The organism is Flavobacterium sp. K5-23, from assembly GCF_023278045.1.
In the GTDB taxonomy this organism is placed as follows: Bacteria; Bacteroidota; Bacteroidia; order Flavobacteriales; family Flavobacteriaceae; genus Flavobacterium.
Genome location: NZ_CP056783.1, coordinates 1,748,412 through 1,768,464 on the forward strand (window position 1 = coordinate 1,748,412; position 20,053 = coordinate 1,768,464).

Annotated in this window: 16 protein-coding genes and 1 pseudogene; 8 read left to right on the top strand and 9 right to left on the bottom strand. The window is 32.6% G+C overall.

The annotated features are described in order from the left end of the window. Positions 1 to 12: 12 nt before the first annotated feature. The gene (locus FLAK523_RS07700) at positions 13 to 882 is read left to right on the top strand and encodes a cation diffusion facilitator family transporter (RefSeq protein WP_248902289.1); all 870 of its coding nucleotides are present in this window, start codon (positions 13 to 15) and stop codon (positions 880 to 882) included. Positions 883 to 956: 74 nt separating this feature from the next. Here FLAK523_RS07700 and FLAK523_RS07705 read toward each other — a convergent pair whose 3' ends face one another. The 3 genes from FLAK523_RS07705 to FLAK523_RS07715 all read right to left on the bottom strand — a co-directional run bounded on the left by FLAK523_RS07705 (position 957) and on the right by FLAK523_RS07715 (position 4,578). Beyond that, the gene (locus FLAK523_RS07705) at positions 957 to 3,440 is read right to left on the bottom strand and encodes a DUF5686 and carboxypeptidase regulatory-like domain-containing protein (protein ID WP_248902290.1); all 2,484 of its coding nucleotides are present in this window, start codon (positions 3,438 to 3,440) and stop codon (positions 957 to 959) included. An 86-nt stretch (positions 3,441 to 3,526) separates the two neighbouring features. Continuing rightward, positions 3,527 to 3,940: a type II 3-dehydroquinate dehydratase gene (gene aroQ, locus FLAK523_RS07710; RefSeq protein WP_248902292.1), complete on the bottom strand. Its 414-nt coding sequence runs from the start codon at positions 3,938 to 3,940 to the stop codon at positions 3,527 to 3,529. 74 nt (positions 3,941 to 4,014) lie between these two features. Beyond that, positions 4,015 to 4,578 carry a porin family protein gene (locus FLAK523_RS07715; protein WP_248902293.1) on the bottom strand — a complete coding sequence of 188 codons (564 nt, stop codon included), beginning with the start codon at positions 4,576 to 4,578 and terminating at the stop codon, positions 4,015 to 4,017. A 349-nt stretch (positions 4,579 to 4,927) separates the two neighbouring features. On the opposite strand from FLAK523_RS07715, the gene FLAK523_RS07720 reads away from it, so the two are divergent. The 4 genes from FLAK523_RS07720 to FLAK523_RS07735 all read left to right on the top strand — a co-directional run bounded on the left by FLAK523_RS07720 (position 4,928) and on the right by FLAK523_RS07735 (position 7,841). Next, positions 4,928 to 5,518, top strand: coding sequence for a porin family protein (locus FLAK523_RS07720; RefSeq protein WP_248902295.1), 591 nt, complete (start codon positions 4,928 to 4,930; stop codon positions 5,516 to 5,518). 80 nt (positions 5,519 to 5,598) lie between these two features. After that, the gene (gene xerA / locus FLAK523_RS07725) at positions 5,599 to 6,501 is read left to right on the top strand and encodes a site-specific tyrosine recombinase/integron integrase (protein ID WP_248902296.1); all 903 of its coding nucleotides are present in this window, start codon (positions 5,599 to 5,601) and stop codon (positions 6,499 to 6,501) included. An 81-nt stretch (positions 6,502 to 6,582) separates the two neighbouring features. After that, entirely contained in the window at positions 6,583 to 6,978 is a 396-nt protein-coding gene (locus FLAK523_RS07730) for a transposase (protein ID WP_248902299.1), read from the top strand. 38 nt (positions 6,979 to 7,016) lie between these two features. After that, the gene (locus FLAK523_RS07735; RefSeq protein WP_248908062.1) at positions 7,017 to 7,841 is read left to right on the top strand and encodes an IS3 family transposase; all 825 of its coding nucleotides are present in this window, start codon (positions 7,017 to 7,019) and stop codon (positions 7,839 to 7,841) included. 132 nt (positions 7,842 to 7,973) lie between these two features. Here the strand turns inward: FLAK523_RS07735 and rny are convergent, their stop codons facing one another. The 3 genes from rny to FLAK523_RS07750 form a co-directional block, all read right to left on the bottom strand. Then, positions 7,974 to 9,536 carry a ribonuclease Y gene (gene rny, locus FLAK523_RS07740; RefSeq protein WP_248902300.1) on the bottom strand — a complete coding sequence of 521 codons (1,563 nt, stop codon included), beginning with the start codon at positions 9,534 to 9,536 and terminating at the stop codon, positions 7,974 to 7,976. Positions 9,537 to 9,744: 208 nt separating this feature from the next. Beyond that, a complete protein-coding gene (locus FLAK523_RS07745) occupies positions 9,745 to 10,038 on the bottom strand; it encodes a cell division protein ZapA (protein ID WP_248902302.1) in 294 nt (97 codons plus the stop codon). 8 nt (positions 10,039 to 10,046) lie between these two features. Then, positions 10,047 to 10,337 carry a hypothetical protein gene (locus tag FLAK523_RS07750; RefSeq protein ID WP_248902303.1) on the bottom strand — a complete coding sequence of 97 codons (291 nt, stop codon included), beginning with the start codon at positions 10,335 to 10,337 and terminating at the stop codon, positions 10,047 to 10,049. A 177-nt stretch (positions 10,338 to 10,514) separates the two neighbouring features. On the opposite strand from FLAK523_RS07750, the gene FLAK523_RS07755 reads away from it, so the two are divergent. The 3 genes from FLAK523_RS07755 to FLAK523_RS07765 all read left to right on the top strand — a co-directional run bounded on the left by FLAK523_RS07755 (position 10,515) and on the right by FLAK523_RS07765 (position 15,586). Then, positions 10,515 to 12,212 (top strand): M23 family metallopeptidase, encoded by a 1,698-nt coding sequence (locus tag FLAK523_RS07755; protein WP_248902305.1) that lies wholly within the window; start codon positions 10,515 to 10,517, stop codon positions 12,210 to 12,212. Positions 12,213 to 12,227: 15 nt separating this feature from the next. After that, positions 12,228 to 14,696 carry a TonB-dependent siderophore receptor gene (locus tag FLAK523_RS07760; protein ID WP_248902307.1) on the top strand — a complete coding sequence of 823 codons (2,469 nt, stop codon included), beginning with the start codon at positions 12,228 to 12,230 and terminating at the stop codon, positions 14,694 to 14,696. Between the two features lie 167 nt (positions 14,697 to 14,863). Further along, complete coding sequence (locus FLAK523_RS07765; RefSeq protein WP_248902309.1) at positions 14,864 to 15,586, top strand: hypothetical protein; 723 nt, start codon at positions 14,864 to 14,866, stop codon at positions 15,584 to 15,586. A 15-nt stretch (positions 15,587 to 15,601) separates the two neighbouring features. On the opposite strand, the pseudogene FLAK523_RS15275 reads toward FLAK523_RS07765, so the two are convergent. From FLAK523_RS15275 to FLAK523_RS07785, 3 genes and pseudogenes are all read right to left on the bottom strand, one after another. Continuing rightward, a pseudogene (locus FLAK523_RS15275) lies at positions 15,602 to 16,307 on the bottom strand (hypothetical protein). Between the two features lie 69 nt (positions 16,308 to 16,376). Continuing rightward, positions 16,377 to 18,203, bottom strand: coding sequence for an ABC transporter ATP-binding protein (locus FLAK523_RS07780; protein WP_248902314.1), 1,827 nt, complete (start codon positions 18,201 to 18,203; stop codon positions 16,377 to 16,379). Further along, on the bottom strand, positions 18,203 to 19,930 hold the full coding sequence (locus FLAK523_RS07785; protein ID WP_248902316.1) for a phospho-sugar mutase: 1,728 nt from the start codon (positions 19,928 to 19,930) through the stop codon (positions 18,203 to 18,205). The genes FLAK523_RS07780 and FLAK523_RS07785 overlap by 1 nt, the downstream gene beginning before the upstream one ends. Positions 19,931 to 20,053: the final 123 nt, after the last annotated feature.

Sequence of the window (20,053 nt, forward strand, 5' to 3'; positions counted from 1 at the left end):
TTTATAAAAAGTATGTCAAACGAAAAGAAAGCAATTCAAGCAACGTATTTCAGTATAGTTGGAAATAGTTGTCTAGCAATAATCAAAGGGTTAGCCGGATTTTTCGGTAATTCGTATGCTTTGATTGCAGATGCCATTGAGTCTACTACGGATATATTCGCGTCCTTTTTAGTCTTGTTTGGAATCAAATATTCGAATAGACCAGCTGACAAAAATCATCCTTATGGTCACGGTAGGGCAGAGCCGCTAATCACTTTTTTAGTTGTTGGTTTTCTTATTACATCTGCCACTATTATTGCTTATGAAAGTATTATAAATATTCAGACACCTCATGAACTTCCTAAATCCTGGACCCTTTTGGTTCTTGGTGGAATTATTATTTGGAAAGAATTTTCATTCCGCCTTGTAATGAGAAGAAGTGTGGAAACAAATAGTTCTTCTTTAAAAGCGGATGCTTGGCATCATCGTAGCGATGCGATAACATCTGTTGCTGCTTTTATTGGGATTTCAATCGCTATAATTTTGGGAAAAGGATATGAATCTGCTGATGACTGGGCGGCTCTTTTTGCATCTGGTTTCATTCTATATAATAGTTATTTGATTTTTAGACCTGCTCTTGGTGAAATTATGGACGAGCATTTATATGACGATTTGATCGAAGAAATAAGAAGGGTCTCCAGTCAAGTAGAAGGAATAATTGACACTGAGAAATGTTTTATACGTAAGGCAGGAATGAAATACCACGTGGACCTTCATGCTATTGTGGAAGCTACTATTTCGGTTAAAGAAGGACACGATTTGGCACATAAACTAAAAGACACATTACAAGAGGAAATACCTGAGTTAGGAAATGTTTTAATACATATTGAACCAAACAAATAATAATATAAAATATCCCATTGCAAACGCATTGGGATATTTTTTTTACTTGTTTATTATAAAGTATTGATTGTATGCTATTCTAATATATTTAGAAATTTCAAACCAAAAACAACTCCGTCTCCCTTGATACCATTTTGATAAGAACGAACATAATCTACTCTCAACATCTTGAATTTCCCGAAACCTAGATTGTCTAATCCTATTGTAACTTCAGAATAGGGTTTTTTGTTTGGTACTGCAAGCGTATGGAATCCCATTACCAAAGTTGAATTTAATTTATTTAATAGCGGTATTTTATTCATAATATATCCTTCGTCATTGTGCTCCATATGGACTTCGAAATAACTTTCGTTTGTACTATTAGAATAATAAGGCAGTAAATTAAATACATTCAGGTAGCGTTCAGTTTGTCCTATGTGGGTCTGGTTTCCATTGAAATGTTTATAGTCTACAAAGGAAATGTTCTCCGCGTTAAAGAATTTACCTGCTTTTAAATTCATTCCAAGTTTACCTTTGTTTCCTAATGTGACATCATAACTCAGGCGGGCGTTGATATGGTCAAATTCATATTTTTTCTCATTTCCTGCAAATGCTTTTTCATAACCCAGATTAAGTGTCGGGTATTTTTCATTTCGGATATTATATTTACCGTCGGGGCGAGACGAATATTTATTTCCGAAATTAATTTTTGCATTCAGCGTAGCTTTCATCAAATTATGTTTTTCAAAAGCGGGAGTGACAAAATCATTTGGAGCCAATGGATTATTGGAAGAATAAATATCTTCGTTGTTAAAATATGAAAAATCAGTAGTGTTGAAAAGTGGTTTTCGTTGCTGGTATTCCATTTTACCGTTTAGATTTACCCCATTTGCGATGTCTTGGCTATAGCCAATTTGTGCAAACTCAACATTATATAATTTCATGTAATTGTCTTTGAAAAATAAAGAACTAACCGAGTTTGTTAAATTATTAATTGGTTGATTATTGTTGAATTGACGAACAGTGTTTCCTCCCGATACTGATACAGTTGCATAATCTTGATTGTTGAATCTATGGATGAATTGTCCTGTAATACGCAAACGATCATCCGAAAAACCATAGTTTAGCTTTGTGCCAATGGAAGTGTATTTTCCCTTCTCGTTATCTTTCCAGTTTGAATATCTAAATCCGGAATCAAAATTATATCCCTGAACGGTATTAAAACTCAATGAACTTAGATTAAATAAGCCTTCGTAGCTGAAAGATTTTTTCTCTGAACTGTTTCTATAGGTATATCCTGTTAAAAGTTTTAATAATTTGAATTTATTACCCTTTTGGTCTATGGAATCCATATACTTTTTTGAATTGCGCACTTTGTAAATGCTGTCTTTTCGAATGTAATCGTTGCTTTCTTCTAAGGTTAAAGGAATAGGTCTGTTAGTGTTCCAAAAAGCTGTGTCTTTTTTATTCGAATTTACTTCAATAGATGTTATTTCGTTAGTAAATGTTTTTTTGGGAAAAGCTTTTATGAATTCATAATTGCTGTATACATAGGTGTATTTTCCAATAAATTTTATACCAAAAGCACCAGCATTTATGTCAAGACTCTGAGTGTTTTTAGCCCAGATTTTATTGTTTTTGTTGTAAATGAAGTTTTGTTTAAGTGTCATAACATCAACAAATTCTTCTTTCATTCGGTATCCTTTTATGTTTAAATCAACAGCATAGATTGCCCATGAATCATCAACAATATAAATGTAACCTTCAAAAACGGGTTCACTATCTCTTTTTGCAATTACTTCTATTTTATTAATTGTTCGATTATTCTCATCATTGAAAGTGCTTTCAAGTTTAAATTTATAGTAATTAAAAGCATTGTCAGCTATAGGCGAAATCATATTAACCCCAAAGTTCACAGTGTTGTCGTAGAAGTCGTAAAAAGAAGACCTCGCAGTGTTGTAACTGTATCCATTATCTCTACCACTTACCTTAGAAGCTGTTACTACTTCTTTTAAATTATTTGGTTTTTCGAATGAGATCTTTGAAAATGTTTCAGATAAGGAAATAATGCCCGTTCCTGTTGAATCTAAACCTCCGTTCATATCCCCAATTTTTTGACCAAATATCTTTTTAGGAGCATTTTTTAGTTTGAAAATACCTCGGGAATAAAAATCAGCTTTGTAACGATCTGTTTTTTCGGTGTTTTCCTTTTTGTTGGCGATTGCATTTTTTATGATTGCAATAGCAGGGTTGATCTTTGTGTTGATGACTACTTCTTTTAATGAGAAGCTTTCTTCCATCATTTTTACATCTAAAAGATATGGTTTGTTTTCTGTTTGGACAGCTATTTTTTGAGTCTTAAATCCTAAATATTGGAAAACAACCGAATGCTTTCCGGCAGTTTTAATATTCAATTCATAATTCCCATTCTCGTTTGAAGTTGTACCGTTATAAGTATCTTCTTCGAAGACAGTTACAAAAGGAATAGGATTGCCTTTCTCATCAGAAACGGTTCCCTTGATTTGAGCATAATTGGTAAATGACACCAAAATTAGAAGCAGTAAAAAATGTTTTTTCATGAAAGTTTTTTCTCTCACAAAAATAGAAGAAGTTTAAAAAGAGGATATTAATTATATGTTAAACATTTATAAGAATATTTTTAGCTTTAAAGAAAGGACTGAATCGCTAATTCGTAGCTTTTTAGTCCAAAACCAAGAATCACTCCTTTTGCATTTCCTGAAATATACGATTGATGTCTAAAACTTTCACGTGAAAATGTATTCGAAATATGAACTTCTATTACCGGAGTAGTTATCGCTTTTACAGCATCTCCTATTCCTATAGAGGTATGCGTATAAGCACCAGCATTTAGTATTATCCCGTCAAACGTAAAACCAAATTCCTGGATTTTATCAATCAATTCCCCTTCAATATTACTTTGAAAATAACTGAATTCAATTGCCGGAAATTTTATTTGTAAAGTCGTAAAATACTCTTCAAATGTTAAGTTTCCGTATACTTCAGGTTCTCTCTTTCCTAATAGATTTAGATTTGGTCCATTAATAATGCTGATTTTCATATTGATGTTTTTGTAAAAATAAAAAAACCGTTCCAATTATAGAACGGTTTTAATAAAATTAGTTTTTATTATTCTTAAAATGTAAATCCTGCAGAAATTTGAAGTGCTGAATTTTTAACTTCTGCTTCTTTAGAAGCTTCAGTAAGACCTAAAACATAACGACCTTGTAAAAAGAAGTTTTTTGTAATATTAATTCCTAAACCTCCCACGGCTGCAAATTCAAAAGTCTCTGCATTATTATAAACAAAATTATTTCTTTCACTTAATAAAATGGAAGCTTGTGGTCCAAAGTCAAGACTAAATGTTTTATTTAAATTGATTTTTACCAAAACTGGTGCGGATAAATATCCCAATTCATTTTTGAATTCTTCAACAGCATTTTTGTATGTTGCGCCTTGGGTTGAATATAATAATTCAGGTTGTAAAGATAAACCTTCTGTTAGTCTAACTTGAACAACTAATCCTGCGTGATAACTGGTTATAGCATCAGTAGTATAATTAGTGTTGTTAACTGTAATTGCAGAGCCTGTTTGGTTTGCATAATTTACTCCACCTTTTAAACCAAATTTAACTAATTGTGCCTGTGTGTTAACTGATATGGCAATGATTAAAAGGGTAAATAATATTGTCTTTTTCATAAGTGGTATTTAATTTTGATTGTTAGTATTAAGATCACAATTTAAAACTCTTTATTTTGATATTTATTACAATTCTATCTTTTTTTTTAATAAAGTAAAAAAATTAAAGAAGTTTTAATTTTTTTAACCCTTTCTTTTAAATCTTATCAATTTAATGATCAATAAATCAAGTAGTTGTAGTTTTATTTTTGTTTTATAGCTAACAATGTTAACAAGTTAAATATGATATAAATGATTGTTTTCTTGGTTTTAATCGAATTTTATTGACACTCAACGAATTTGTTTTAATTTTGTAAGTTGTTGTAAAATAAATACATAGCTTTATTTTGTTAATTTTAAAACAAAAATTATGAAAAAAGTTATTTTAACGGCAGTAGCACTATTTACAATCTTATTTGTAAATGGTCAAGACAAAAAGGATATGTCTTTTGGTGTCAAAGCAGGGTTGAATGTTTCTTCAATTAATAATATAGATGAAGATGGAGTGGATTCAAACTCTTTAATAGGTTTTCATGTTGGTTTTTTTGGTGAATTTATGGTAAGTGATAAATTCGCTATACAACCTGAATTACTCTACTCCACTCAAGGAGTTGAATTAGAATTTTTAGGGGAAAAAGGGGACTTGAAATTAGACTATATTAATATTCCAGTATTGGGTAAATATTATGTGTCTGATGCTTTTAGTTTGGAGGCCGGTCCGCAAATTGGATTTTTAGTATCTGCCAAAGCTAATTCAGGTGGAGTAGAAGAGGATGTAAAAGATGAACTTAAATCAACTGATGTAAGTTTAGCTTTTGGTGCTAATTATACTATTTCTAAAAATATAATGATAGGTGCTCGATATAATTTAGGTTTGACACGCTTACAGGAAAATTTGTCTCCAGGGGAAAAAGATTTTAAAAACTCTGTATTCCAAATTTCTTTAGGTTACAAATTCTAGTAATTCTTTTTTAAAATAAAAGTAAAACCACGCCATCAGCGTGGTTTTTTTATATCTTAAAATATCTTTACTTTGTAAGTATGAATTGGAATTCCTATATCACTAATTTTCAGTCTTATTTAAGAATCGAAAGGGGTTTGTCAAAGAATACAATTGAGAATTACTCTTTTGATATAGAACGCTTGTGTCTTTTTCTTGATGAAAATGAAATTGTTGTTTCTCCATTAAAAATAGGTGAAGAAACGTTGCAGCAATTTATTTATAGTGTTTCAAAAGAAGTGAATCCCCGTTCTCAAGCAAGGATTATTTCAGGTTTGAAAAGTTTTTTTGGTTATTTGATATTTGAAGATTACCGTCTTGACAATCCTTTGGAATTGATAGAAAGTCCTAAAACGGGCAGGAAGCTACCCGATACCTTGTCTTTGGAAGAAATTGATGCTCTTATAGCTGCAATTGATTTAAGTTCGAATGAAGGAGAGCGTAACCGCGCGATGATTGAAATACTGTATGGTTGTGGTCTTCGGGTTTCGGAGTTAGTTGAACTTAAAATTTCCGATTTGTTTTTTGAGGAAGGTTTTATAAAAGTCACGGGAAAAGGAAATAAACAACGTTTTGTTCCAATTGCCGAATTAGGTAAAAAGTACATTCTTATATATAAGGATTCTATTCGAATTCATCTTAATATTCAAAAAGGATTTAATGACACTTTGTTTCTCAATAGAAGAGGGAGGCAGCTTACAAGAGCTATGATTTTTACAATTATAAAAGACTTGGCTCGAAAAATAGAATTGGACAAAAAAATAAGCCCGCACACTTTTCGCCATTCATTTGCGACTCATCTTTTGGAAAATGGTGCTGATTTGCGATCTATTCAATTAATGTTGGGACACGAATCAATAACAACTACAGAGATTTATTTGCACTTAGATCGAAAACATTTAGCTCAAGTAATGAATAATTTTCATCCAAGGAAGAGTGATTAGTGATCAGTGTTCAGTGTTCAGTTTTCGGTAATTAGTGATCTGTACTTCCCTGATATAGGTTGACCACAAAAGTCAAGTTATATGAATGCAAATTTAAAAGAAATTAGGAAACTCCGAGTTTATTCGGAAGAGTTTAAAAAAGGAATCGTAAGTTTTTACGAAAGCGGGAAGTATAGTGTTCTGCAATTAGAACGACTTTACGGAGTAAATAACGTTACAATCTACAATTGGATTTATAAATTTTCTACTTTTAATGAAAAAGGAATTAGAGTTGTAGAAATGAAAGATAGTAACATTGATAAGCTAAAACAGTTAGAACTCAAGATAAAAGAACTTGAACAAGCGGTTGGTCAGAAGCAAATAAAAATTGATTATCTCGAAAAGATGATTGATATAGCTAAAGATGAATTTAATATCGACATAAAAAAAAACTCCAACACCCCACAATCAGCTGGTTCGTTGAGAACCAGAAAGTAATAAGTTTTTCTTTAAATCAGCTTTACGAAACACTTGAAATAAGCAAGCAAGCAGTTAATCAGTATTCAAAAAGACAGGTTGCTTTTGAAAGAAAGATAGAATGTCTGATTTTAGAAGCAGAGGAACTAAGGAAAGAACACCCTGGTTGTGGGGTTGAGAAAATGTATTATGCTTTGCGTCCTAATTTCATAGGAAGAGATAGATTTATCGATACGTTTATGGATTTAGGGTTCAGGATAAAAAGGCATAAAAATTACAGGAGAACAACGTTTTCTGTGAAAGTTTATTTTCCGAATCTAATAAAGTCAATGTCTGTATATGCTCCGTCGACGATTTGGCAATCGGATATAACTTATATTTATGTTGGAGAAAGATTTTATTACGCAGTGTTTATAATAGATGTTTATACAAAGAAAATCGTTGGACATCAACTATCTAATCATATGAGAGCTACTGCTAATTTAAGCGCAATGCAAATGGCATTAGAAAACAATCAAGCTCCAATGATACACCACTCTGATAGAGGTAGTCAGTATATTTACAATGAATATATAGCTCTTCTCAAAGTGAGTGGATGCGAAATCAGCATGGCATTGTCAGGACAAGACAATGCTTATGCAGAAAGGATTAACAGAACAATAAAAGAAGAGTATATAGACCATTGGAAACCTAAAACATTTGAACAATTAAAAAAGGATGTAGATAGAGCAGTTGAACATTATAATAATAAGAGACCTCATAACAACATAGGGAAATTAAGCCCTGTTGATTTTGAAAATAATTGGTTCAATAATCCTCTTTTTTCTAAGCCTATTATTACTATTTTTGACAATGATAAATTAATAGAAATCGGTCAACTTTAATTAGGGACGTGCAATCAGTTGCAGTTTTCTATAATATATTCGATTTTAAGCAAAAAAAAGACTTGTCAATTTTTCAATCAACAAGTCTTTTTATAAGTTATCTATTTCCTTACTTAGGAGGATTATAGTGTATTATTTAGCAATATTTACCGCTCTAGTTTCTCTAATTACGGTTACTTTAACTTGACCAGGATATGTCATTTCAGTTTGTATTTTTTGAGATATTTCAAAAGAAAGCGTAGCAGCATTATCGTCAGAAACTTTTTCACTTTCCACTATTACACGTAACTCTCTACCCGCTTGAATTGCATAAGCATTTTTAACACCTGTGAATCCGTAAGCTACTTCTTCTAAATCTTTTAAACGTTGGATGTATGAATCTAATACTTGTCTTCTCGCTCCAGGTCTTGCGCCAGATATAGCATCACAAACTTGGATAATTGGAGATAATAAAGATTTCATTTCTATTTCGTCGTGATGCGCTCCAATGGCATTACATACCTCTTCTTTTTCACCATACTTCTCAGCCCATTGCATTCCTAATAGAGCGTGAGGTAAATCACTTTCTGCATCTGGAACTTTACCAATATCATGAAGTAATCCAGCTCTTTTGGCAAGTTTTACATTCAATCCTAATTCGGCTGCCATAATTCCACAAAGTTTTGATACTTCACGAGAGTGTTGCAATAAATTTTGTCCATAAGAAGAACGGTATTTCATACGTCCTACTACTTTAATTAATTCAGGGTGTAATCCGTGGATTCCTAAATCGATAACAGTACGTTTACCAACTTCTATGATTTCGTCGTCAATTTGTTTTGTTGTTTTAGCAACAACTTCTTCAATACGTGCTGGGTGAATTCGTCCGTCAGTTACTAATTTATGTAAAGCTAAACGAGCAATCTCTCTACGAACCGGGTCAAAACAAGAAAGTATAATCGCTTCTGGTGTATCATCAACAATGATTTCAACTCCTGTAGCTGCTTCTAAAGCTCTAATGTTTCTACCTTCACGTCCAATGATTCTACCTTTAACATCATCTGATTCAATGTTGAATACAGAAACACAGTTTTCTACTGCTTCTTCTGTACCAACTCTTTGAATAGTGTTGATAATGATTTTTTTAGCTTCTTGCTGAGCAGTTAGTTTTGCATCTTCAATAGTTTCTTGAATGTGCCCCATCGCTTGGCTTTTCGCTTCTGCTTTTAGTCCTTCGACTAATTGATTTTTAGCTTCCTCTGCTGATAAACCAGAAATCACTTCTAGTTGTTGCAGTTGGCTTTTGTGCATTTTTTCAACTTCGACTTGCTTTTTATCTAAAACTTCAATTTTTGACGTGAATTCAATAGTTTTTGATTCGAAATCATCGTTTACTTTTTTAGCTTTTGATAGTTCATTAGAAATTTGAGATTCTTTGTCTCTTATTCTTTTTTCTACTTCAGCTACCTTTTTATCACGAGAAAGGATTACTTGCTCATGTTCTGATTTTAATTCGATAAATTTCTCTTTTGCTTGAAGAATTTTATCTTTTTTTATGTTTTCAGCTTCTAAGTTGGCGTCTTTTAAAATAGATGTTGCCTCTTTTTTAGCGTTTTTTATCAAATTAGAAATATTACTTTTTTCTATGATCTTGGCAATTCCAAAACCTCCTGCAATACCTATAATTCCTGAAATAATAATCGTTACTATGTCCATGTTTATTAAAATTTATATATAAAAAAGCCTACATTAGGTTGCTTGAATAAACTCGGAAAGACAAGTTTTGAGCTAACTCACTGTTCAAGTTTCCTCGCCGGGGCGTGGCATGCTTTAGTAGTGATGATTTGCTCATTCTAAATTGTTAGTGTTGAGTTTACCAAATATGAACTAATGTAGGCAGTATCTTAGTTTCTGTAAAGAACGTTTAATTATCGAGATATTGATCTATTAATGCGTTAAGTTTATTGATTCTTTCAATAGTTTCATCGCCGTTAATAGCATTGTCAATTTGTTTTTGTTCCACTTGTGATGCAAATTGTAAAGCGCACATTGCTAATACGTCTTGCTTATCGCGAACAGCATAATTTTCTTCAAATTGCTTAATCATTACATCAATTTTTTTGGAAGCGCTTCTAAGCCCTTCTTCTTGAGATAAATTTACCGTTAACGGGTAAACTCTTTCTGCTATTGATATTTTTATTTTAAGCTTATCGTCCATATCTTTTACTAATCTGATAGCTGTGCTATACAGTAATCAATTTCACGAATTAATGAATTTATTTTAAGCTTTGTATCTCTTTTATTATCGTCACTGCCTAGTAATGAATTGGCAATTTTAAGTGTTTCATATTGCGCTCTTAACGCGTCAATCTCAATAGATTGATTTTCTATGATTTGTGCAGATTTTGTTAATTCGATTTTTATTTCCTGAGTATTTCTTTCTAAACTTTTTATTTTAATAATAAGTTTTTCAATCTTATTTTCAAGAGTATCAATTATTTCTGCAATTACACTCATTATATATTCTGTTCATTACTTAATATTACAAAGTTAGTATTCCTTTTTAGTAATGCAATACTTTATTAGTTTTTTTATATTAAAATACGTAAGGCGTTGTAAAATAAGTAATTGCGTTTTATTTTGATTTGTAAAGTATTACCGAATACTTTTTTTATCTTAGCAAAAATGTATTTGATGAGATTTCCTGTTATTATTTTGTTGTTTTGTAGTTCGCTTTTTGCACAAACGGAGTATCCAAAAGATTATTTTGGATTGCCCTTAGATATTCCTATACAGCTGTCTGGGAATTTTGGGGAGTTAAGGCCAAATCATTTTCATGCCGGTTTTGATTTTAAAACTTTACAAAGAGAAGGATTGGAAGTTCATGCAGTGGCTGATGGCTATATTTCGAGAATAAAGATGTCTTCTTTTGGAAATGGAAAAGCGATTTATATTACTCATCCTAATGGATATACATCTGTGTATTGTCATTTACAAAGACCTAATGATGTAATTGAAGCTTTTGTAAATAAAGCGCAGTATAAAGAAAAATCATATGATATTGAGTTGTTTTTAAAACCGACTGATTTAACAATTACAAAAGGTCAGACCATTGCATATAGTGGAAACACTGGATCGTCTGAAGGACCTCATTTGCACTTCGAATTTAGAGATACTAAAACAGAAAAAGTTATCAATCCACTTTTGTTTGGGTTTGATAAACATATAAAAGACACCAAGAAACCTTTAATTTCTGCAGTTTATGTTTACCCTTTAGATTCAAAAACCTCTATAAATAGATCTAAACGACCTTTATTATTAAATGTGGTTTTACAAAAAGACGGAACATACCTTGCGAATAAAGTTTCGGCTAACGGGAAAATTGGTTTTGGAGTTACAGCTTATGATTATGACAATGCTTCTTTTAATAAGAACGGAATCTATAAAGTGCAGACTTATTTAAACGGAAAGCCAAATTTCGGATTTCAATTTGATACTTATTCTTTTGATGAAATGCGTTATATAAATGCGTTAATTGATTATCCTAGATATAAGAAAAGTTATCAAAGAGTCCAGAAATTATTTATGACAAACCCTTTTCCGTTAAGTATTATTAAAACGGATGAAACTAACGGGATTATTCAGGTTTTGCCAAATTTATCTTTTGTTTACCAAATAAAGATTTCAGACTTTTTTGGAAATATGAGTGTCGTAACAATTCCTATTCATTATGATTTATTGACTACAATTATTGATCAGGAGCCAGTAGTTTCTAACTATTTTGTAAAAGTCAAGAAGGATAATAATTTCGCTAAAAATAATTGGTCTGTTTTCTTTCCTTCGAATACTTTTTATGAAGATTTTGAAATTAATTTCGATGTAAAGAATGAAACTCTTTATCTTCATGATGATTCTGTTCCTGTTCATTCTAATTTCACTATATCAGTTGAAGATTCTTCTTATACTGATGCTCAAAAAGAAAAGGTTTTTATTGCTGATATTGATGCCAGAGGAAGAGCAGGTTATAATTATACGTATAGTAAAGGGAATGTGTTTTCGGCCAAGGTTAGATCTTTAGGTAAATATAAATTATCAATCGATACAACTCCACCTACGATATCTATAACTAATCCTATTGAAGGGAAATGGATAAGTACACAAAAAACAATTCAACTGAGAATTGACGATGATACATCTGGAATCAAATCTTATGACGGATATTTGAACGGGAAATGGATTCTCTTCGAATATGATCATAAAACAAAAAAAATTACTCATAATTTCAGTGATGGAATTGTTTCAGAAGGCGTTAATGATTTAAAGGTGGTTGTAACTGATAAAGTAGGAAATTCATCTATCTTTGAAACGCAATTTTTCAGAAGTCAAAAATAATAATACATTTTCAATTTGAGTCTCTATAAAATAATTTTTGTTTTCCTTTTCGGCTGTATTGGGTTTACTTCATATGCTCAGTCCGCCATTGTGAAAGGTGTTATTCTAGATAAAAATAATCTGCCCTTGGACAATGTAAATGTAACTTGTTCCGGTTTCAGAGCACAATCTAATGTAAATGGTTTTTATCAGATACAAGTTCCGGCTAATCAAAAAGTGGCTGTAATATTCACTCATATCTCCCTAAAAAAAACTACGGTTTTTTTAACTTTAAATACTGCTGAACACTATGAGTTCAATTTGGTTATGAATGATCAGGAAGAACAAATGGGAGAAATAATTGTCACTACAAATAATAAAAAAATAGTTCAGGGAATTACAAGTTTAGATCCAGCGGTAATTCGTAAAATTCCAGGAGCTAATGCTGGTGTCGAGAATATCCTAAAAACCTTAGCAGGTGTAAATTCAAATAATGAACTGAGTACGCAATATGCTGTTCGTGGCGGAAATTATGATGAGAATTTAGTTTATGTAAACGAGATTGAAGTGTATCGCCCTTTTTTAATTCGTTCTGGTCAACAGGAAGGTCTTAGTTTTACCAATACCGACTTGGTACAAAACATTGATTTCTCAGCAGGAGGTTTTCAATCGAAATTTGGAGATAAATTATCTTCTGTCTTAGATATTACCTATAGGAATCCTGTAGAATTTGCAGCTTCACTTGAGGCTAGTTTTCTTGGCGGAAGTCTATCAGTCGATGCTGTTTCCAAAAACAAAAAATGGACTGCAATAACTGGAGTGCGATATAGGAATAATAGTTTATTAGTAAAAAGTCAAGATACACAAACGAATTACACACCTACATTTGCTGACATTCAAACCAATATTAATTTCCAGGCTTCGACTAAATGGCAATGGAGTTTTTTAGGGAATGTATCACAAAATAAGTACCAATATCAGCCTTTAACACGTCAGACAAAATTTGGAACAATTGATAAGCCTATGGCACTATCAGTATATTATGAAGGACAGGAAAGAGATAAATACGATACTTATTTTGGGGCAATGAAAACTACATTCAAAGCTACTGAAAATTTCACTTTGAAATTTATTGGCTCTGTTTTCCATACTTTAGAGCAAGAATATTTTGATATTTTGGCTCAATATCGTTTGGGTGAAGTCGATTCTAATATTGGGTCGGTTACTTATGGGGGAGTTTCTTTTACAAGAGGAATTGGTTCGCAACTTAATCATGCTCGAAATGATCTCGATGCCTTGATTGTAAATACGGAAGTAAAAGGAATACACGATTGGAAAAAAAATCTATTTGAATGGGGTGTGAAATACACGCGTGAATCGATAAGGGATCGCATAGTAGAATGGGAAGTTATTGATTCTTCAGGGTTTTCAATAAATCCTCCTATTGTAATCCTTCCAAAAAACGACCAGCCATATTCACCTTATACCGGTCCGTTGACACCTTTTCAAAATATAAGAGCTAAAAATTTCAATACCATTAATCGATTTTCCGGATATGGACAATGGAGCCGAAAAGGGAAAATAGGTAGAAACGAAGTTTGGGTAAATGCAGGTGTGAGAATGCAAAATTGGGCTGTTACAGGTGCAAGTGAAATAGGAAAAGGGCAGACCACTATAAGTCCAAGATCACAATTTGCAATAAAGCCCGACTGGGAAATGGATATGGTTTTTAGGATTTCTGGAGGATTGTATCACCAACCACCATTTTATAGAGAGTTAAGAAATGCCGAAGGGACTGTGTTGCCAAATGTAAAAGCGCAGCAATCAGTACATTTTGTTTTAAGTAACGATTATAGTTTTAAATTGTGGGAACGCCCTTTTAAATTAGTTTCCGAGTTGTATTATAAGTCTCTTACGGATGTCAATACCTATACCATTGATAATGTAAGAATACGATATGCGGCTTCAAATGTTGCAACTGGCTACGCTCAGGGATTAGATCTTCGCTTGAACGGGGAGTTTGTTCCTGGAACTGAATCCTGGTTTAGTTTTGGGTATCTTAAAACCGAAGAGAACAGTAACAATAGAGGTTATATTGCCAGACCTACGGATCAAAGACTGAAATTTGGGGTTTTGTTTCAGGACTATATGCCAAATATCCCAACGGTAAAATTATATCTAAATTTGGTATACAATACAGGATTGCCGGGAGGTTCCCCTTCGTATTCAGATCCTTATCAATATCAAAACAGGTTGAATGATTATCGAAGAGTTGATGTTGGTTTTTCTAAAGTGTTTATAGATAATAGCACCGGAAAATTAAATTATGGATGGTTTAGTAGTTTCAAGGAACTGTCTGTTGGATTGGAAATCTTCAATTTGTTCAATAATCAAAATGCAATTACGAATACTTGGGTTAGAGATGTGTATACAAAAAACGAATATGCGATTCCTAATTTTATGACTACAAGGGTTTTTAATGTAAAGTTGAGTGCGAAGTTATAGGGCACAGGTTCTTTTTTTATTTCATAAATAAGACTAAAATCTAAAAAGCATTTTTAAAATTCATTACATTTGATTTAATAAGTTTGTAGAAAAATAGAATAAAGAAGATTTCATTGCTAATTAAAAAGGAATCAGGGTTTTGTTCGAATAAATAAAAATTTCCAGATATGAAATATATATATAAGATACTATTAGGCGTATCAGTTCTGTTTTTAACCAGCTGTAAAGAAGAAGTTGAAAAACCGAAAGTGATTTATGATTCTGCCAATAAAGCTAAAGGAATAAGTAGAATAGATTCTACTCAAGTTTCGATTTCTGATTTACCAATACAAATGGAAGGAACCAATTATTTGATTCATCCAGTGGGAGATTTGCGGGTTTATGAAAGAGGTTCGAAAGCTAGGTATGGTTCTTCGAGTGTAATTGATCTAAGTTTTACCATTTCTAATTATGGAGAAAATGAAATTACGGGGTTTTTACAAAACCTGAAATTTCAAAAAATAAACTCGGATTCAATTAGACCTTTGACGGATAAGCCCGCTTTGATACAAACGGCAAGTTATTTAAAATCGGTTTCTGATAGAGCCAAAAAACAAATATTAGTATATACTATGTATGATATAGATACTAATAGAGATGGTAAATTAGACACGAGTGATATAAAATCTTTGTATCTAAGTGATATTAGTGGCGATCGTTTTACTAAAGTATCTCCTGATTTTCAGGAATTAATTGATTGGAATTTAATAGAATCTATTAACAGATTGTATTTTAGAACTGTTGAAGACACCAATAAAAACGGTCAGTTTGATAAAAATGACGTTGTGCATTACAATTATATAGATTTAGGAAACCATGAATGGAAAGTGATTGACTATAAGCCAATCTAAAATTCATAGCAATTTCTAAATTAAAATATCACTTTCAAGATCGGATTTTTCTATTGTAAAATCGAAACCTAGTTCTTTTACAAGTTCTATAACTAGGTTTTTATACCAGTTTTCTGATTTTGGATGGATGTATATTTTTTCGATCAGTTGATCGATATCTACATTGATTTTCAGACCATCGTTCAACGTGATTTTTCTTTCCCCTACATCTGAAATTATTCGAACCTCCCGCTCGTATTGAAAACTTTTTCGTTTGAATAAAAAAGGGAAAAACATATCGTCAAACGGAATGTATTCTTTTTTGTAATCGATATAATTTACTTCACCAATCAATATACTGTTTGTAGCACTTTTCAGGAATAAGTGCTTTCTGTAATCTTCCTATGGTTGATTGTATGGCTAATCCTTCTGTATTTTGAGTGAATATTTGCCACATGGCAAAGGATTCGTATTCGTTGATATGCCAACTACTGATAGCTACTTTTTCACGATGTGTTTTGTAGTAATTTAAGAAATCAGGATTGTCAATTGATAGTTTCTTTATTTCATCAAAGGTAGGCTCACTAAAAGTACCTTCGTATTGATCCTCAAATTTATCTGACCGAGACATAAATAATTTTTTAGACATCAATAAGGCTAAAAATTTAGATAAATCTAGATATTTCCAGACTATTGTGTCTGGATCGTCGGTAAGATTAATATTTGGGTTACTGAGGTACATTTATTTGAATTTATAGATTTAATATTAGTATGCCACAAATCCTTAATCCAAATTTAGTGAATTATATCATTATTCAAACGATTGTAAGTTAACCAATTTGTTATAAGTCCCATTCAATGCAATCAGTTCATCGTGAGTTCCCTGCTCTACAATTCTTCCTTTTTGCATCACTACAATTGAATCTGCTTTTTGTATAGTCGAAAGACGGTGTGCAATAACGATTGATGTTCTGTTTTGCATCATATTTTCTAGCGCCACCTGCACAAATTTTTCGCTTTCAGTATCCAATGCTGAAGTAGCCTCATCCAAAATCATAATAGGAGGATTTTTCAAAACAGCACGGGCAATAGATAAACGTTGTTTTTGACCACCTGAAAGTTTGTTTCCGCTATCACCTATGTTTGTGTGGATGCCTAATGGTAAATCTTTTACGAACTCATACGCGTTGGCAATTTTTAATGCTTCAATGATTTCCTCGTCTGTTGCATCTTGTTTTCCTAACGCAATATTCGCTTTGATGGTGTCATTAAATAATATGCTGTCTTGAGTTACTAAACCCATCAATCCTCTAAGAGATTGTAGGTCCATATCTTTGATATCTACACCGTCAATAGTTATCGTTCCTTCGTTTACATCATAAAAACGAGTCAATAGATTAGCGATAGTGCTTTTTCCGCTTCCAGATTGTCCTACAAGAGCAACAGTGTGCCCTTTTTTAACTTCTAGAGAAAAGTCTTTTAAAACGATTTCATCTTCGTATTTAAAGTTGATGTTTTTTATAGTAATATTTGAATCGAATGAGTTTTTATCAATAGCATCTATTTTGCTGGTAATGGTGTTTTCTTGATCCAGTATTTCTAAGATTCTTTCAGCAGCAGCATTTCCTCTTTTGATGCTATAAGATGCTTTTGAGATAGATTTAGCTGGTGTAAGAATATTGTAAGCTAATCCCATATAAGCGATAAAAGCAGCTCCTTTTAAACTGTGTTCAATCAAAACCATATGTCCTCCGTACCAAAGCAATATGGCGATAACCATAATTCCCATAAATTCACTCATAGGTGAAGCCAGGTTTTGTCGATTGCCTATAGTGTTAGATAAACTAAAAAAACGGTTCGTAGAGTTTTGGAAAATTCCATTAAAATAACTTTCAGAGTTGTATCCTTTTACGACTTTTAATCCCCCAAGGGTTTCCTCGATAGTTGATAAAAACAATCCTTGTTCTTCTTGGGCTTTAGTTGATTGTTTTTTTAATTTTTTTCCAATAAGGGAAATGATGTAACCAGATACAGGAATAAAAATAAAAACAAAAACGGTCAGTTTTACACTTATGGTAAACATCGTTACAATTGTAAAAATGATGGTAAGAGGTTCTTTTACTACCAATTCTAAAATAGATAGAAATGAATTCTGCACTTCGTTTACATCAGCTGCAATTCTTGAAATGGTATCCCCTTTTCTTTTTTCTGAGAAAAAGGAAATAGGCAATTCAAGTGTTTTTTTATACATCGCATTTCTAATGTCTCTCAGGATGCCGTTTCTAAGATAGGTAATGAAAAACATAGCCATATAATCAGACAAGTTTTTCAACAAGAATATAGTAATTATTCCTGCAACCAGAATGGATAAAGTATAACCTATTCCGTTTAGGTCTGTGATTGCGGTAAGATAATAACTCAAGGAATCCGATATGTAATCTTTTAATTCCCAAATTCCTTTATAGCTTGGAACGGTGTAGTTTTTTTTGGATTGTCCAAATAATACATCCATCATAGGCATTAATGACACAAAGGAAAGTGTTCCAAAAAGGGCGTACAAAACATTGAAAAAGATGTTTAAATATGCATACTTTTTGTATGGTATTAAAAAAGGGAATATTTTCTTGAAATTGTTCATTAGTTCAATTGCATTGCAATAATAATATTTTTAATTTTCTCGTCTAAGGAGCGCTCAACTTCGGCGAAATCAGCTACGTCGTATAGGTCAGCCTTTACGCTGATATAGAATTTAATTTTAGGCTCGGTTCCACTAGGTCTTGCTGCAATTTTTGCCCCGTCTTCAGTGTAATAAATCAACACATCTGATTTTGGGATATTCATTGTCTCGTCTTCTCCAGTGAATAAGTTTTTAGCAATTGATGATTTGTAATCTTCCATCATTACAACACGCTCCCCGTTGATTTCTTTCAAAGGGTTTTCGCGTAAATCCACCATCATTTGGTTGATTTCTTTTAGACCTTCGATTCCTTTTTTGGTCATAGAAACTAAATATTCTTTATAGAATCCGTTATCAACGTATAATTTCAATAGTTCTTTGTAAACAGTACTTCCTTTGGCTTTGGCTTGCGCTGCCATTTCGCATATTAATAAAGTTGCTGCAACGGCATCTTTATCACGTACGGCATCACCAACCATATAACCAAAGCTTTCTTCACCACCACCTATGAATTCCAGTTCCGGAAAATCTTTAATCATTTTGGCAATCCATTTGAAGCCAGTCAAACCTATTTTGCATTCCACCTCATAATTGGTAGCCAGTTCCATCATCATAGGAGTGGAAACAATTGTAGAACCTACGAATTGCTTGCCATTAATTTTTCCTGCTTTTTTCCATTGCTCTAATAAAAAAGCAGTCATCAAAATCATACTTTGATTTCCGTTAAGGAGAATCATTTTGCCTTCGTTATTTCTAACGGCTACCCCTAAACGATCACAGTCAGGGTCAGTACCTACAACAATGTCGGCATTTGTTTTGTCAGCCAGGGCAAGTGCCATAGTCAATGCTTCCGGTTCTTCTGGATTAGGAGATTTCACGGTAGGGAAATCCCCGTTAGGCTCTGCCTGTTCAGCAACAATGTGAACATTAGTATATCCTGCTTGTTCTAAAGTGGCTGGAATTGACTTAATAGAAGTTCCGTGTAATGAAGTGAAAACGATGCTCAGATTTTCTTTGGCCTCAGCCGAAGTATTAAAACTCGCATTTTCAATCGAAGACTTGATGAAAGCCTCGTCGATTTCACTATCTATATATTGAATCAAATCTTCATTTGCCTCAAATTTTATTTCACTGTATTTTAAATCTTCAATAACCTGAATGATAGCTGCGTCTTGAGGGGGAACAAGTTGTCCTCCGTCTTCCCAGTACACTTTGTAACCATTATATTCCGGAGGATTATGTGAAGCTGTAAGCACAATTCCGCACTGACAACCTAGTTTTTTTACTGCAAAACTCAATTCGGGTGTTGGACGCATATCCGAAAATAAATACACCTGAATACCATTCGCAGAGAAAACATCGGCAACCACCTTTGCTAGAGTATCGCTATTGTGACGACAGTCATAAGCAATCGCCACTTTTAAATCCTGATTAGGAAACACTTTGTGCATATAATCAGAAAGACCTTGGGTGTTTTTACCCAGGGTGTATTTATTGATGCGGTTGTTTCCCACGCCCATAACACCACGCATTCCTCCAGTCCCAAATTCAAGATTTTTATAAAAACTTTCCTCTAGTTCTTTTGGAGAAGAAGTCATCATTTCTTTAATTGCTTCCTGAGTATCATTGTCAAACGTAGGCGTTAACCATTCGTTTACTGCGTCTAATGTGTTTTGTGGGATATTCATTGTGTGTATTTTTATATTGTTAGTCATTAAATTGAGGCTAATTATTTATTTTTTAAGGAGCTAATCCTGCTGTCCGTTATATCCACGCTAAAAAAGCGTGGGATGCCACTTCCATCAGGGCTA

Excerpts from the sequence above, each read along its gene's own strand:
- FLAK523_RS07700 (WP_248902289.1), top strand. The coding sequence starts at position 13 with ATGTCAAACGAAAAGAAAGCAATTCAAGCAACGTATTTCAGTATAGTT.
- FLAK523_RS07705 (WP_248902290.1), bottom strand. The coding sequence starts at position 3,440 with ATGAAAAAACATTTTTTACTGCTTCTAATTTTGGTGTCATTTACCAAT.
- aroQ (WP_248902292.1), bottom strand. The coding sequence starts at position 3,940 with ATGAAAATCAGCATTATTAATGGACCAAATCTAAATCTATTAGGAAAG.
- FLAK523_RS07715 (WP_248902293.1), bottom strand. The coding sequence starts at position 4,578 with ATGAAAAAGACAATATTATTTACCCTTTTAATCATTGCCATATCAGTT.
- FLAK523_RS07720 (WP_248902295.1), top strand. The coding sequence starts at position 4,928 with ATGAAAAAAGTTATTTTAACGGCAGTAGCACTATTTACAATCTTATTT.
- xerA (WP_248902296.1), top strand. The coding sequence starts at position 5,599 with ATGAATTGGAATTCCTATATCACTAATTTTCAGTCTTATTTAAGAATC.
- FLAK523_RS07730 (WP_248902299.1), top strand. The coding sequence starts at position 6,583 with ATGAATGCAAATTTAAAAGAAATTAGGAAACTCCGAGTTTATTCGGAA.
- rny (WP_248902300.1), bottom strand. The coding sequence starts at position 9,536 with ATGGACATAGTAACGATTATTATTTCAGGAATTATAGGTATTGCAGGA.
- FLAK523_RS07745 (WP_248902302.1), bottom strand. The coding sequence starts at position 10,038 with ATGGACGATAAGCTTAAAATAAAAATATCAATAGCAGAAAGAGTTTAC.
- FLAK523_RS07750 (WP_248902303.1), bottom strand. The coding sequence starts at position 10,337 with ATGAGTGTAATTGCAGAAATAATTGATACTCTTGAAAATAAGATTGAA.
- FLAK523_RS07755 (WP_248902305.1), top strand. The coding sequence starts at position 10,515 with ATGAGATTTCCTGTTATTATTTTGTTGTTTTGTAGTTCGCTTTTTGCA.
- FLAK523_RS07765 (WP_248902309.1), top strand. The coding sequence starts at position 14,864 with ATGAAATATATATATAAGATACTATTAGGCGTATCAGTTCTGTTTTTA.
- FLAK523_RS07780 (WP_248902314.1), bottom strand. The coding sequence starts at position 18,203 with ATGAACAATTTCAAGAAAATATTCCCTTTTTTAATACCATACAAAAAG.
- FLAK523_RS07785 (WP_248902316.1), bottom strand. The coding sequence starts at position 19,930 with ATGAATATCCCACAAAACACATTAGACGCAGTAAACGAATGGTTAACG.